The sequence below is a fragment of the Pseudomonas sp. DVZ6 genome, assembly GCF_024259445.1.
GTDB classification, from domain to species: domain Bacteria; phylum Pseudomonadota; class Gammaproteobacteria; order Pseudomonadales; family Pseudomonadaceae; genus Aquipseudomonas; species Aquipseudomonas peradeniyensis.
In genome coordinates this window covers 147410-160351 of sequence record NZ_JANCLM010000001.1, presented here as the reverse complement: position 1 = coordinate 160351, position 12942 = coordinate 147410, and the positions used below count along the sequence as shown (strand labels likewise).

Sequence of the window (12942 nt, the reverse complement as noted above, 5' to 3'; positions counted from 1 at the left end):
CTAACAAATATCACAACCAAGGACATCTGTGACATTCTTATCAAAACCATCAGGACAGGCAATTTGAGCGCCTCCATAGTTCACTTAAGTAGGTTAACCATAAAGATACAGTCCCAAATCATGCCTTTCTTCCACGCTTCATCTGAATTCTCTATCCCCTATGACCACACCAAGAGGTCAATAGGAATTCCAGCTTCAGGGACGGAGCCCAAAGAGAATGTCAAGTCAACCACTCGTTTCGTGGCGCCTTCGTGTAGATACCGGACGCCGAAAATAAACTGCCAAGGCATATTACCGACCCGGATTCAGCAAAGTTTGAAACGCTTTACAAATCGAAGCAGCCTATGCCAGCGGCAAAAAGTACGAAGGCGTGTGCGGTTATGTGAATTTCCGTGGAGCAGAAGGCGGTTCCGAGGGATCTACCCCGTTCATGGTTATCGCTGATGTGGTCTCGTATTACGGTGATCACATGTCCCACAATCACGACTTCCTCAGGCAGTTCTGCAAACATCCTCATCTGGGCTGAAAAGCCTGCAGGATTGAGCACGCCCCCGATGCAATCCGCTCGGTACTATGCGTCAAGGCCTCAGTCATCGGTTGTCTGGTCTGGCGCATTCGCGGGGCAAGCCCGCTCCCACGCTGTCTATGCTTGCAACGCTGTTCACTGATCGCCGATCAACCCGGACGAATCCCGCCACACTTGGTAAACTGGCAGCCATTCACTCTTTCCATCGCCAGCCAGCGCCCCCCGCCGCCTGGCTTCGCTGAGTTCGTGTCCCAGACTTATGCAATCTCAAGCCGCCACACCCGCAACCCCGCGCCCCGAGCCATCTCGCCGCTTCTCCGTAGCGCCCATGATGGACTGGACAGATAGACACTGTCGCTTCTTCCTGCGCCTGCTCTCCCAGCACGCCCTGCTCTACACCGAAATGGTCACCACCGGCGCCCTGCTGCACAACGACGCCCAGCGTTTCCTGCGCCATGATCAATCCGAGCACCCGCTGGCCCTGCAGCTAGGCGGCAGCGTGCCGGCAGACCTGGCCGCCTGCGCGCGCCTGGCTGAGGACGCCGGCTACGACGAGGTCAACCTCAACGTCGGCTGCCCCAGCGACCGGGTGCAGAACAACATGATCGGCGCCTGCCTGATGGGCCATCCGGCGCTGGTGGCCGATTGCGTCAAGGCCATGCAGGATGCGGTCGGCATTCCGGTCACGGTCAAGCACCGCATCGGCATCAACGGCCGCGACAGCTACGCCGAGCTGTGCGACTTCGTCGGCCAGGTGCGCGACGCCGGGTGCCGCAGCTTCACCGTGCATGCGCGCATCGCCATCCTCGAAGGCCTGTCGCCCAAGGAAAACCGCGAGATCCCGCCGCTGCGCTACGACGTGGCGGCGCAGCTGAAGGCCGACTTCCCGGACCTGGAGCTGGTGCTCAACGGCGGCATCAAGACCCTCGACGAATGCCGCACCCTCCTGCAGACCTTCGACGGGGTGATGCTGGGGCGCGAGGCCTACCACAACCCGTACCTGCTGGCCGAGGTCGACCAGCAGCTGTTCAGCAGCACAGCGCCGGTGGTCAGCCGGGCCGAGGCGATGGAAAGGCTGCGTCCGTACATCATCGCGCACATGCAAAGCGGCGGCGCGATGCATCACATCACCCGGCATATCCTCGGGCTCGGCCAGGGCTTCCCGGGGGCGCGGCGCTTCCGGCAGTTGCTGTCGGCGGACATTCACAAGACCAGCGAGCCGCTGAAGGTGCTGGACCAGGCTGCCGAGCTGTTGCAGGGGCGTTGAGGGAACCTGGGGCGGGGTTGGCACTCGAAGGGTTAGCCTTTTACCGCGGCCCTGGCGTTGGCCGGGGCTGCTTTGCAGCCCTTCGCGGGGCAAGCCCGCTCCTGCACAGGAGCGCGCGCTGCTTCGAAGGGTTTCCCGATACGCCTGCGACGGGCCTTGAGTGGCTGTCGGGGCTCGGGTAATGTCGAGTCATTGCACAGGACAGAGCACGCCCATGACCTCCAAGCTGGAACAACTCAAGCAGTTCACCACCGTCGTCGCCGACACCGGCGACCTGGACGCCATCACCCGCCTCAAGCCGGTCGACGCCACCACCAACCCTTCGCTGCTGCTCAAGGCCGCGGCCATCCCGGGTTACGCCGACCTGCTCAAGCAGGTCAAGGCCGATGCCAAGGGCAATGTCGACCTGGCCTGCGACAAGTTCGCCGTGTCGGTGGGCTCGGGCATTCTCAAGGTCATTCCGGGGCGCATCTCCACCGAGGTGGACGCGCGACTGTCGTTCGACGAGCCGGCGCTGCTGAAAAAGGCCCGTCAGCTGATCGAGCTGTACGAAGCGGCCGGTGTGCCGAAACACCGCGTGCTGATCAAGCTGGCCTCCACCTGGGAAGGCATTCGCGCCGCCGAGAAGCTGGAGAAGGAAGGCATCCAGACCAACCTCACCCTGCTGTTCTCCTTCGCCCAGGCCCAGGCCTGCGCCGATGCCGGGGTGTTCCTGATCTCGCCGTTCGTGGGGCGCATCTACGACTGGTACAAGAAGAGCACCGGCAAGGAATACGTCGGCGCCGAGGATCCGGGCGTGCAGTCGGTCACCCGTATCTACGACTACTACAAGACCAACGGCTACAACACCGTGGTCATGGGCGCGAGCTTCCGCAACATCGGCCAGATCGAGCAACTGGCCGGCTGCGACCGCCTGACCATCAGCCCCGAACTGCTGCAGCAACTGTCAGACGACCAGGGCGAGCTGCCACGCCTGCTCAAGCCGGGCAATGCCGGCGAAGCCAAGCAACAGTTGAACGAAAGCCAGTTCCGCTGGGCGATGAATGAAGACGCCATGGCCACCGAGAAGCTGGCCGAAGGCATCCGCCAGTTCGCCCGTGACCAGGAAAAGCTGGAAGCGCTGATGGCTGGCTGACAAAGTCTGATACATCTTCGGCTTGATCGACGGGCGGTTAATGCAGAGCATTTCCCGCCCGTTTTCGTTGGGGTGGCCGATGACGCCATCGCGGGGCAAGCCCGCTCCCACAATGAAAACACCGCATTCCCCATTCCCTGTGGGAGCGGGCTTGCCCCGCGATAGGGCCATCCGCATCACACGAACCTGAGCCATCCATGCCCGCCACCGCTTCGCTCCCCCTCGTCCTCGCCGGCCCCATCCTCCGCCGCCTGGAACCGCAACGCCTGGCCATCTGGCTGGTCGGCTCGCAACCGCTGCAACCCGAATTTTTCCTCGACCAAGCCGGCATCGGCGCCACCACGCGCTGCGAGGTGATCGCGGTCGGTGAGCACGCCTTCATTCACCTGCTGGACATCCACTTCGACCACCCGCTGCCCAGCAACGTGGCGCTCGAGTACGACCTGCGCCTGGCCAACGGCCAGGGCATCGCCGACTGGGCCCCACACCTGCTCTACCCCGGCGCCAGCCGCCCCAGCTTCGTGCTGCGCGACCGTCTTGACCAGTTGCTCCACGGCTCCTGCCGCAAGCCCCATCACCCGGCCGCCGACGGTCTGCTCTGCGCCGACCGCCTGCTTGCCGCCGATCCGCGCCCTGAAGAACGCCCCGCCGTGCTGCTGATGAGCGGTGACCAGGTCTATGCCGACGATGTCGCCGGCCCCATGCTGCGTGCCATCCACACGCTGATCGAGCGCCTGGGCCTGTTCGACGAAGCCCTCGACGGCGCCCTGGTCGACAGCGGCGCCGAACTCTATCGCCACCCGGCCTGCTACTACCACCGCGCCGACCTGCTGCCGGCCCAGCAAGGCAACGAGACCCTGCGCGAACGCTTCTTCGGCGGCAAGCGCAAGCCGATCTTCTCGTCCAGCAACGCCGACAACCACCTGGTGACCTTCGCCGAGGTCATGGCCATGTACCTGCTGGTCTGGTCGCCGCTGCCGTGGACACTGGTGCGGATGGACATGCCAGAGGGCCTGACCGAGCAGCGCCAGGCCCGTTATCAGCGCGAACTGCCGCTGATCGAGGCTTTTCGCGACGGCCTCGGCCAGGTGGCGCGGGTGCTGGCCCATCTGCCCTGCCTGATGATCTTCGACGACCACGACATCACCGACGACTGGAACCTGTCGGCGCAATGGGAACAGACCGCCTACGGCCACCCGTTCTCGCGCCGCATCATCGGCAACGCCCTGCTCGGCTACCTGCTGTGCCAGGGCTGGGGCAACGACCCGGACGGTTGCGCGGCGCTGGTCGGGCAATGCCGCCAACTGAACGAGGCTCGGGACGAGCTGATCGGCGAGCTGCTGCGTTTCCAGGGCTGGCAATACGCGCTGCCCAGCAACCCGCCGCTGCTGGTGCTGGACACCCGCACCCGCCGCTGGCGCAGCGAAAGCAGCCTGGGCAAGCCCTCCGGCCTGCTGGACTGGGAGGCGCTGAGCGAACTGCAGCAGGCGCTGCTCGACCATCCTTCGGCGATCATCGTGTCGCCGGCGCCTATCTTCGGGGTCAAGCTGATCGAGACCGTGCAGCGGGTGTTCAGCGCCCTGGGCTACCCGCTGCTGGTGGATGCGGAGAACTGGATGGCCCATCGCGGCGCGGCGCAGGTGATCCTCAACATCTTCCGCCATTCGCGCACGCCGGGGCACTACGTGGTGCTGTCAGGCGACGTGCATTACTCGTTCGTCTACGAAGTGCTGATCCGCCACCGCCAGCGCAGCCCGCACCTGTGGCAGGTGACCAGCAGCGGGATCAAGAACGAGTTTCCCCGGCGCCTGCTGGATGTGCTCGACCGGCTCAACCGCTGGCTGTATTCGCCACGCTCGCCGCTCAACTGGTTCACCAAGCGCCGGGAAATGGAAGTGGTGCCGCGCACGCCCAGCCGGAGCAAGGCCGGGGAGCGGTTGTGGAACAGCGCGGGGTTGGGGCAGGTGTTCTTCGATGGCCAGGGGCGGCCGGAGCGGGTGTATCAGTTGAATGCGGATGGTTCGCCGGCTACGGCGTTCATCCAGGAGTGACGCCATCGCGGGGCAAGCCCGCTCCCACAATGATCCTGTGGGAGCGGGCTTGCCCCGCGATGGCGTCGGCAGGTCTAGCGCAGGATCAGGACCGCTCGAGCGCGCTCACCAGGTCGTGGAACGCTTCACGGTTGGAGTCATTCAAGCCCATGAGGATCTTGTGCGCCTCCAGCACCTTGGAACGCACCACGCTCTCGTCCTGGTCCTGGGACGGCAGGTCGGTCAGGCATTCCGGGCACGGCACCGGGCGGTCGACGATGTTGAACACCTGGTCGAAGCCCATGGACTGCAGCAGGCGGGAAATGTCCGGGTTGGTGGTGACCACGGTCGGCAGCAGGCCGACTTTCTGCCGGGACAGGATCGACAGCTTGGCCAGCAGGCCGAGGGTGGTGCTGTCGATGCTCTCGGTTTCGGTCAGGTCGATGACGATGGCCGAGAAGTTCAGCGCGGTGAAGATCTTCTCGATCGTCGCATCCAGCGCCGAACACAGGGTCAGGCGCACTTCACCGACAAATTTCAGAACGAAGGTCCCGCTCTGCTCGGCGAACTGGATTCTACCAGTACTCATTCAAGGTTCCTGCTCAACACCAATAGGGCGATATCATCCGGCATCTCCCCAAGCGTAGCCAATTCGAATCGTTGGCGCAGCCCCTCCAGGCTACCACCCGCCGCCTTGACGATTTCCGGCAAGGCCGCTTCCTTATCTTTGAGTGTGTCCCCAGGCAAAAGGTCCAGAATGCCATCGGACATCAGGGTGAGGCTGAACTGCGGTGGCAGCTCCAGCACCTGGTCCTGGTAACTGGCCTCGTCGAACAACCCCACCGGCAGGCCGCGGCCTTCCAGGTAGCGGGCCTGGCCCGGGGTATACAGCACCGGCAGCGGCAAGTGGCCGCCGACGCTGTAGGTGAGCAGGCCGGTGTCCTCGTCGATGACGCCACCGACCATGGTCACATGCTTGCCCAGCTTGCAGTTGATCAGCCCGCGGTTGATGTGGCTGAGCACCTGCGACGGCTTGAACTCGCGCATCTTGCCGCCACGCTTGAATTCGAACAGCAGGCGCGTGGTCATGAACTTGAGCAGCACCGTGACGAACGCCGACGAGGCACCGTGGCCGGAGACGTCCGCCAGGTAGAAGGCGATGCGCCGGTCATCCACGCGGAAGTAGTCGGCGAAATCGCCCGACAGGTACAGCGACGGGATGATCTGGTGCTCAAAGGCGAACTCGCCGACCACCCAGGGGTTTTCCGGGAGCATGTTCATCTGCACCTGGCGACCGGCGGTCTGGTCCTCCTGCAGCAGGTGCAGGCTGGCCTCCAGCTCGCGGTTGGCGGCTTCGAGCTTCTCTCGGTAGCGCTGGTTTTCCAGCACCAGGCGCGAGCGGTCGAGGGCGCGGCGCACCGAGTGCTCGAGCACGGCCAGGTCTTCCAGGGGCTTGATCAGGTAGTCCGCCGCGCCCAGGCGCAGGGCTTCGACCGCGTCGCTCATGACGCCGGCACCGGACACCACGATCACCGGCAGCTGCGGCGCGCGCTCGCTGATCCGGCGGATCAGTTCGAGGCCGCCCATCTGCGGCATGCGCAGATCGCAGATCACGAGGTCGGGCTGGTGTGCTTCGAAGACCTGGAGGCCCTGCTGGCCGTTGCCGGCCTGGAGGACGCTGAAGCCGCTGTCTTCCAGATAGGCGGCGAGACTGGCACGGACCACCTCGTCGTCATCGATGATCAGCAGCGTTGCACTGGGTTTCTGCATGTGGGCGAACGGCGCCAGATTTGGGTTGGCGTAGCGGCTGTGAAAGACCGACAGACGGCTACTGGAATGCTCTCTAGCCACTCTCTATTTGAGTTGTAGGACAAGAAGACTGGTCCGGCAAATAGCGAGGTGCCCTGTAAGGCGCTGACGGTACTCCCATCCGCCTGGCGTTTCAAGCATGGCAAGGAAGACTTCCGCGCACTTTACAGGGCAAATCACCCGGCGTTATAAGAAAGCACATCGGCGCAACCTGACGAAAGGATGCAAGCATGTCCCAGCCTCCCGTGGATTACAGCGAAAAACGCGATTTCATACGCATGCGCATTGAAACCGAGGTCAGCCTGCTGCACGCCGGCCAGGTGATCAGCGCCGTGTGCATCGACCTCTCCAGCAGCGGCATGCAGGTCCAGGCACCGCAGCGTTTCAAGGTGGGCGACCAGCTCGAGGTGCGCATCGACTCCGACCATGCCGCCCTTGCCGGCCTGCATGCCAGCACCGAGGTGGTGTGGATCGCCGACCAGCCCGGCGGCGCGCAGAAGTTCGGCCTGCGCATCCTGGCCATGCATTGAACTGTTACGAAAAAGGCGACCCGAAGGTCGCCTTTTGCGTGAGCCGGTCGATCAGAAGTCGTCTTCGACCTGGCCGTCCTTGACCTTGAACTCGCGGTTCTGCAGGTAGGCGTTGCGCAGGAAGATGTACTTGTCGCCCTGGATCAGCTTCTCCGCCGACAGCAGGCTGGCGCGGGTGTCGATCACGTCAACTGCCATGAGCGAGTTGCGGGTCGGCACATGGTCGATGTAGCGGTAGGGTTCGGTGTAGGTGTCCGGGTACTTGGCCAGGCCGTCACGCACGGTGCTCGGGCCAAGGAACGGGATGACCACGTACGGCCCGCTGGGCACGCCCCAGTAGCCGAGGGTCTGGCCGAAGTCCTCGTCGTTGCGCTGCAGGCCCATCTTGGTGCCGACATCGAAGAAGCCGCCCAGGCCGAAGGTGGTGTTGACGATCAGCCGCGCCGTGTCGATGCCCGCCGCTCGAGGCTTGAGCTGCAGCACGTTGTTGGCCAGGTTGGTGACGTCACCCAGGTTGCGGAAGACGTTGTGGATGCCATCCTCGAGGAACTGCGGGGTGACATACTGGTAACCCTGGGCCAGCGGCTTGAGGGCATAGGTGTCGAGGACATCGTTGAACCTGAAGATCGGTCGGTTGACCGACTCCCACGGATCCTCCTCGGTGGCCGCCTGGGTGGATGCCACGGGCGCCAGCAGCAAGCTGGCGCAGACACAGGCCTGGGTGACTCGCTCGATCACTCCGGCACCGATCCTACGCATAGATGTTTCTCCATCGGATTTCACGGCGGCAACGGCCTTTGGCGCGCTGCTCGATAGGGCGCAAGTATACTGGCTTGCTGGCTGAGCGGTAGTTTTACATATCTCTGTCAAGATTTTGTGAACAACTGTAGTCGTCATCCCTTGGTCACAATCGCCGGGTAGCTTGCGGGGTATTTAGGGACGTTGCCATGCAAGACGCACCCGCCTTCACCGCCGTGCTGTTCGGACTGCGCGGCTGTCTGGTCCAGGCAACCGACGGCGGCACCCTGCCCGCCCCCGGTGCCCTGGACTCCCTTCACCACCTGCGCTCACAGGCCGTGCCGTGCATCTGGCTCGACGAACTCAGCGTCGCCCAGGGCAAGCGCCTGAGCAGCGTGCTGCCCGACTGGCTGCCAGGCCACTTGGTCAATGGCTGCAAGTGGCCGGCGCCCAACGCCTGCTGGCAGGCGCTGATGAGCCTCGACAGCCAGCGCCTGGACGGCTGCGTGCTGGTCAGCGGCGAGCCGCGGCTGTTGCAGGCTGGGCTCAACGCCGGCCTGTGGACAGTGGGCCTGGCGGCCTGCGACCTGGGCTCCAGCCAATGGCAGGCCATGACCCGGCAGGAACAGGAGCGCACCCGTGGCAAGGCCACCCTGGCGCTGTTCGGGCTGGGCGTGCACTCGGTGATCGATCACCTGGAATCCCTCGACACGTGCCTGGCGGACATCGCCCAGCGCCGGCACAAGGGCGAGAAACCCTGATACATCCCCGTTGATGCGGGTCATGCAAAGCTGCGGCAGGTGGATTACGCTAGAAGGCAGGCCAGAACCTTTGCCGCTTCGCCGAGGTCCATGGTTTGCCAAGCCATTGATGGAGAACGAACAATGCCTGCCCGCGAACTGCAAGAGCGCCTTAATAGCCTGCGCGAGCAACTGGATCGCAATGTGCCGCTTTCGGAAGAAGAGCTGGCCAGTCTGCATGAGGAGGCGAGGCAGATCGAAGCCCAGCTCAAGCTTGAAGAAGCCACGCCCGACAACAACCTCGTCGATGGCGTGAACCTCGCCATCGAACGCTTCGAAGCCGATCACCCCGACCTCACGGCGACCCTGCGCAGCATCGTCAACTCGCTGCACAGCATGGGGATCTGAACCGAATGGGGCCGCAAACGCGGCCCCATTACATTACTGACGCACCAGTCGCAGATTCTGCGGGCTGATCGCCCCGGTGCTGCGGTACGGGTTGATATCCAGCCCGCCACGACGCACATACCGCGCATACACCGTCAGGTGCTCAGGCTTGAGCAGGTTTTTCAGGTCCAGGTAGATCCGCTCCACGCATTGTTCGTGGAAGTCGGCATGCTGGCGGAAGCTGATCAGGTAGGTCAGCAGGCTGGCATGATCCAGCGCCTGGCCCTTGTACTCCACCACCACGCTACCCCAGTCCGGCTGGCCGGTGACCGGGCAGTTGGATTTGAGCAGGTGGCTGTGCACCGTCTCTTCCACCACGCGCTCCGACGCGCAACGCAGCAGCTCCGGTTGCGGCTGCTCGTAGTTGCTGATGTTCACATCCAGCGCATCGATGCACAGGCCCGGCAGCGCGGTCACGCCCTGCCCCTCGACCTCGGCCAGGGTGCTGACCTTGACCGCGACCGGCTTGCCGGCTGCGGCGGACAGGTCCTGCACCAGGCACGCCTGCAACGCCTCCACCGACTCGAACACCGTCTGGTTCAGCGAGTTGAGGTACAGCTTGAAGGACTTGGACTCGATGATGTTCGGCGAATCGCACGGGATGGCGAACTCACCGATGGCCACCACCGGCTTGCCCGAAGGCAGCAGCCAGGACAGCTCGAAGCAGTTCCAGAAGTCCACGCCCTGCCACGGCAGCGCATCGCCGCTCACACCCAGCTCGGCCCATTTGGCCAGGCGGGGAATCGGGAACAGCAGCGAGGGGGTGTAGGTGGCGATGTATTCGCTGGACTTGCCCAGCGGGGAGTGTTCGGCGGCGGGATGCATGGAAACTGACCTGAAGGTTCGAAATTGCCCCTAGTCTACCGGTTTTGCACCCCGCCTTGGAGCCGTTGTCACTCGATGGTCAGCGGGCCGACCATGCCTGCCTGATAGTGGCCCGGCACGTTGCAGGCGAACTCGATGGGCGCCGACTTGCGGAAGGTCCAGGTCAGCTCGGCGCGCTGGCCGGGCTGCACCAGCACGGTATTGCCGCCGTCATGGCCGTGGCCAGCGCCCATCTGGCCGTGATCCATCTGGCCATGGTCCATGCCTTCGTGGTTCATGCCGGCGGTGAACATCTTGCCCTGCATGGCGATCATTTCCTTCTGGTGCTCGGCATGCATGGCCTTGTCGCCCAGGTTGAACTCGTGGGGCAGCTTGCCTTGGTTGACCAGCACGAAGCGCACGGTCTCGCCGGCCTTGACCTTGATGTTCTTGGGTTCGAAGGCGATGTCCTTGAGCACCACCTCGACGGTGCGGGTGGCCTTGGCCGCCTCGGCCGGCTCGCCGAAGGCGAAGGGTTTGCCGCTGTCGGCGAAGCTCGGCAGGCTGACCAGTGCGAGGGCGGCGGCGATGAACAGGTGTTTCATGGGTGACTCCGGGTCGTTCTGGGAGAATGAGGCCATTCTCGAAAAGGCTGGCTGGCAGCTGGCTGACGGGAAGATTACAACTTTGTCAGCTTGGGCAGGCCGCCGGATCGTCACGTATCATTTCGGCATCACGTTGGCCCTAACCGTTGGTAAACACATGAAACTGCTGATCGTCGAAGACCAGGCCAAGACCGGCCAGTACCTGAGCCAGGGCCTGAGCGAAGCCGGCTTCGCCACTGAGCTGGCCAACGACGGCGACACCGGCCAGCACCTGGCCCTGACCGGCGACCACGACCTGCTGATCCTCGATGTGATGCTGCCGGGGCGCAACGGCTGGCAGATCCTCCAGGCCGTGCGCCAGGCCGGGCTGGACACGCCGGTGCTGTTCCTCACCGCCCGCGATGCCGTCGAGGACCGTGTCCACGGCCTGGAGCTGGGTGCCGACGACTACCTGGTCAAGCCGTTCGCCTTCTCCGAGCTGCTGGCCCGGGTGCGCAGCCTGCTGCGCCGAGGCGCCAGCGCCAGCCAGGACACCTGCCTGAGCCTGGCCGACCTGCGCCTTGACCTGATCCGCCGCCGCGCCGAGCGGGCCGGCCAGCGCGTCGACCTGACCGCCAAGGAATTCGCCCTGCTCGAACTGCTGCTGCGCCGCCAGGGCGAGGTGCTGCCCAAGTCGCTGATCGCCTCGCAGGTGTGGGACATGAACTTCGACAGCGACACCAACGTCATCGAGGTGGCCATCCGCCGCCTGCGCCTGAAGATCGACGACCTTCACACCACCAAGCTGATCCATACCGTGCGCGGCATGGGCTACGTGCTCGAGGAGCGCCAGGACTGATGCGCCGCCTGTCCCTCGGCAGCCGCCTGGCGCTGCTGTTCGCCGCCTGCACCGCCAGTGTTTCGCTGGGCGCCGGCCTGCTGTTCAGCCGCGCCAGCGAGCAGCACTTCGTCGAGCTCGACCAGCAGCTGCTCAGCGGCCGTCTGTCGCTGATGCGCAGCCTGCTTGACGGCGTCACCAGTTCCGAGCAACTGGCCACGCGCCTGCCGGGGCTGCTCAACGAGTTGAGCCATCAGTCCGACCTGGCCTTGCGCGTGCGCGCGGTCGACGGCACCACCTGGTTCGCCAGCCGCAGCGACCTGCCGGACGCCCCGAATCAGCCCGGCCTGGCCACCCTGCATACCCAGGGCATCGACTACCGCGGGCTGAGCCTGCCGCTGGACGAAACCCGGCCCGCCTCGCCGCAGCTGACCCTGTTCCTCGACATCACCCATCACCAGCACTTCCTGCAAGGCATGCAGCGCCTGATCTGGCTCACGGTCGGCCTCAGCGCGCTGGTCACCGCGCTGCTGGGTGCCTGGGCCGTGCGCCGTGGCCTGAAGCCGCTGCGGCGGATGGGCAAGGTCGCCGCCAGCGTCAACGCGCGCTCACTGACCACCCGCCTGCCGGTCGCCGAAATGCCCGAGGAGCTGGCCGAGCTGGCCGGCACGGTCAACGCCATGCTGCAGCGCCTGGACGACGCCTTCCAGCGCCTGTCGGCATTCTCCGCCGATATCGCCCACGAATTGCGCACACCACTGTCCAACCTGCTGACCCATACCCAGGTCACCCTCACCCGCCCGCGCAGCCTCGAGGACTACCGCGAGGCCCTGCATGGCAATCTCGAGGAACTGCAGTGGATGGCCCAGCTGGTCAACGACATGCTCTACCTGGCCAAGGCCGACCACGGCCTGCTGATGCCCAATAGCCAGGCGCTGGACCTGGCGACCGAGATCGATGCGCTGCTGGAGTATTACGCGCCGCTGGCCGAGGAAGCCGAGGTCAGGCTGTCACGCGAGGGTCAGGCGCATGTCGAAGGCGACCGGCACATGCTGCGCCGGGCCTTGTCGAACCTGCTGGACAACGCCCTGCGCTTTACCCCGGCGGGTGGCGAGATCCGTGTGAGCCTTGCGCCGGGGTTGCGCATCGAGGTGGCCAACAGTGGGCCGGCGATCGCCCCGCAACTGCTGGAGCGGCTGTTCGACCGTTTCTATCGGGCAGACCCGGCGCGCCAGGAGGGCAGCAGCGAGCATGCGGGACTGGGGCTGGCCATCACCCGCTCGATCGTGCAGGCCCACGGCGGGAAGATTCGGGCGGAGTGCGAAGGTGGGTGGACGCGGTTCGTGATCGAGTTGCCTGCGTAGCCCTCATCGCGGGGCAAGCCCGCTCCCACGCCATATTATGATGGCTGGAAATATGAGGTCTGCCGTGGGAGCCAGATTATGATGCCTGGAAACAGGAGGTCTGGCGTGGGAGCGGGCTTGCCCCGCGATG

13 protein-coding genes are annotated in these 12942 nt (G+C 64.6%); 8 read left to right on the top strand and 5 right to left on the bottom strand.

What is annotated here, in order from left to right; all coding sequences use genetic code 11:
- Positions 1–785: 785 nt before the first annotated feature.
- The 3 genes from dusA to NMG10_RS00650 all read left to right on the top strand — a co-directional run bounded on the left by dusA (position 786) and on the right by NMG10_RS00650 (position 4979).
- Positions 786–1793 (top strand): tRNA dihydrouridine(20/20a) synthase DusA, encoded by a 1008-nt coding sequence (dusA, locus tag NMG10_RS00660; protein ID WP_254463451.1) that lies wholly within the window; start codon positions 786–788, stop codon positions 1791–1793.
- A 214-nt stretch (positions 1794–2007) separates the two neighbouring features.
- Positions 2008–2928, top strand: coding sequence for a transaldolase (tal, locus tag NMG10_RS00655; RefSeq protein WP_254463449.1), 921 nt, complete (start codon positions 2008–2010; stop codon positions 2926–2928).
- A gap of 197 nt (positions 2929–3125) precedes the next feature.
- Positions 3126–4979, top strand: a complete 1854-nt coding sequence (locus NMG10_RS00650; RefSeq protein WP_254463448.1) for an alkaline phosphatase D family protein — start codon at positions 3126–3128, stop codon at positions 4977–4979.
- Positions 4980–5064: 85 nt separating this feature from the next.
- Here the strand turns inward: NMG10_RS00650 and rssC are convergent, their stop codons facing one another.
- Positions 5065–5547 (bottom strand): anti-sigma factor antagonist RssC, encoded by a 483-nt coding sequence (rssC, locus tag NMG10_RS00645; RefSeq protein WP_023631332.1) that lies wholly within the window; start codon positions 5545–5547, stop codon positions 5065–5067.
- A complete protein-coding gene (rssB, locus tag NMG10_RS00640) occupies positions 5544–6728 on the bottom strand; it encodes a two-component system response regulator RssB (protein ID WP_254463446.1) in 1185 nt (394 codons plus the stop codon). The genes rssC and rssB overlap by 4 nt, the downstream gene beginning before the upstream one ends.
- Before the next feature lie 269 nt (positions 6729–6997).
- Here rssB and NMG10_RS00635 point away from each other — a divergent pair, with 269 nt between their 5' ends.
- Complete coding sequence (locus NMG10_RS00635; protein WP_050704859.1) at positions 6998–7297, top strand: PilZ domain-containing protein; 300 nt, start codon at positions 6998–7000, stop codon at positions 7295–7297.
- A gap of 51 nt (positions 7298–7348) precedes the next feature.
- Here NMG10_RS00635 and NMG10_RS00630 read toward each other — a convergent pair whose 3' ends face one another.
- Positions 7349–8056 carry a VacJ family lipoprotein gene (locus NMG10_RS00630; RefSeq protein ID WP_254463444.1) on the bottom strand — a complete coding sequence of 236 codons (708 nt, stop codon included), beginning with the start codon at positions 8054–8056 and terminating at the stop codon, positions 7349–7351.
- Positions 8057–8244: 188 nt separating this feature from the next.
- On the opposite strand from NMG10_RS00630, the gene NMG10_RS00625 reads away from it, so the two are divergent.
- Positions 8245–8796, top strand: a complete 552-nt coding sequence (locus NMG10_RS00625) for a phosphonoacetaldehyde phosphonohydrolase-related protein (protein WP_203647443.1) — start codon at positions 8245–8247, stop codon at positions 8794–8796.
- Positions 8797–8919: 123 nt separating this feature from the next.
- The gene (locus NMG10_RS00620; RefSeq protein ID WP_203647444.1) at positions 8920–9183 is read left to right on the top strand and encodes a DUF4404 family protein; all 264 of its coding nucleotides are present in this window, start codon (positions 8920–8922) and stop codon (positions 9181–9183) included.
- 33 nt (positions 9184–9216) lie between these two features.
- On the opposite strand, the gene queF is transcribed toward NMG10_RS00620, so the two are convergent.
- Complete coding sequence (queF, locus tag NMG10_RS00615; RefSeq protein ID WP_232856053.1) at positions 9217–10047, bottom strand: NADPH-dependent 7-cyano-7-deazaguanine reductase QueF; 831 nt, start codon at positions 10045–10047, stop codon at positions 9217–9219.
- A gap of 68 nt (positions 10048–10115) precedes the next feature.
- A complete protein-coding gene (locus NMG10_RS00610; RefSeq protein WP_232856052.1) occupies positions 10116–10631 on the bottom strand; it encodes a plastocyanin/azurin family copper-binding protein in 516 nt (171 codons plus the stop codon).
- Positions 10632–10788: 157 nt separating this feature from the next.
- On the opposite strand from NMG10_RS00610, the gene NMG10_RS00605 reads away from it, so the two are divergent.
- Both NMG10_RS00605 and NMG10_RS00600 read left to right on the top strand, forming a co-directional pair.
- Positions 10789–11469: a heavy metal response regulator transcription factor gene (locus NMG10_RS00605; protein ID WP_232856051.1), complete on the top strand. Its 681-nt coding sequence runs from the start codon at positions 10789–10791 to the stop codon at positions 11467–11469.
- Positions 11469–12812: a heavy metal sensor histidine kinase gene (locus NMG10_RS00600; RefSeq protein WP_269806737.1), complete on the top strand. Its 1344-nt coding sequence runs from the start codon at positions 11469–11471 to the stop codon at positions 12810–12812. Before NMG10_RS00605 ends, NMG10_RS00600 begins: the two co-directional genes overlap by 1 nt.
- Positions 12813–12942: the final 130 nt, after the last annotated feature.

Bases quoted from the DNA above. Each gene is read 5' to 3' on its own strand.
- NMG10_RS00650 (WP_254463448.1), top strand. From the start codon at position 3,126: ATGCCCGCCACCGCTTCGCTCCCCCTCGTCCTCGCCGGCCCCATCCTC.
- dusA (WP_254463451.1), top strand. From the start codon at position 786: ATGCAATCTCAAGCCGCCACACCCGCAACCCCGCGCCCCGAGCCATCT.
- NMG10_RS00605 (WP_232856051.1), top strand. From the start codon at position 10,789: ATGAAACTGCTGATCGTCGAAGACCAGGCCAAGACCGGCCAGTACCTG.
- NMG10_RS00600 (WP_269806737.1), top strand. From the start codon at position 11,469: ATGCGCCGCCTGTCCCTCGGCAGCCGCCTGGCGCTGCTGTTCGCCGCC.
- queF (WP_232856053.1), bottom strand. From the start codon at position 10,047: ATGCATCCCGCCGCCGAACACTCCCCGCTGGGCAAGTCCAGCGAATAC.
- NMG10_RS00620 (WP_203647444.1), top strand. From the start codon at position 8,920: ATGCCTGCCCGCGAACTGCAAGAGCGCCTTAATAGCCTGCGCGAGCAA.
- tal (WP_254463449.1), top strand. From the start codon at position 2,008: ATGACCTCCAAGCTGGAACAACTCAAGCAGTTCACCACCGTCGTCGCC.
- NMG10_RS00610 (WP_232856052.1), bottom strand. From the start codon at position 10,631: ATGAAACACCTGTTCATCGCCGCCGCCCTCGCACTGGTCAGCCTGCCG.
- NMG10_RS00635 (WP_050704859.1), top strand. From the start codon at position 6,998: ATGTCCCAGCCTCCCGTGGATTACAGCGAAAAACGCGATTTCATACGC.
- NMG10_RS00630 (WP_254463444.1), bottom strand. From the start codon at position 8,056: ATGCGTAGGATCGGTGCCGGAGTGATCGAGCGAGTCACCCAGGCCTGT.
- NMG10_RS00625 (WP_203647443.1), top strand. From the start codon at position 8,245: ATGCAAGACGCACCCGCCTTCACCGCCGTGCTGTTCGGACTGCGCGGC.
- rssB (WP_254463446.1), bottom strand. From the start codon at position 6,728: ATGCAGAAACCCAGTGCAACGCTGCTGATCATCGATGACGACGAGGTG.
- rssC (WP_023631332.1), bottom strand. From the start codon at position 5,547: ATGAGTACTGGTAGAATCCAGTTCGCCGAGCAGAGCGGGACCTTCGTT.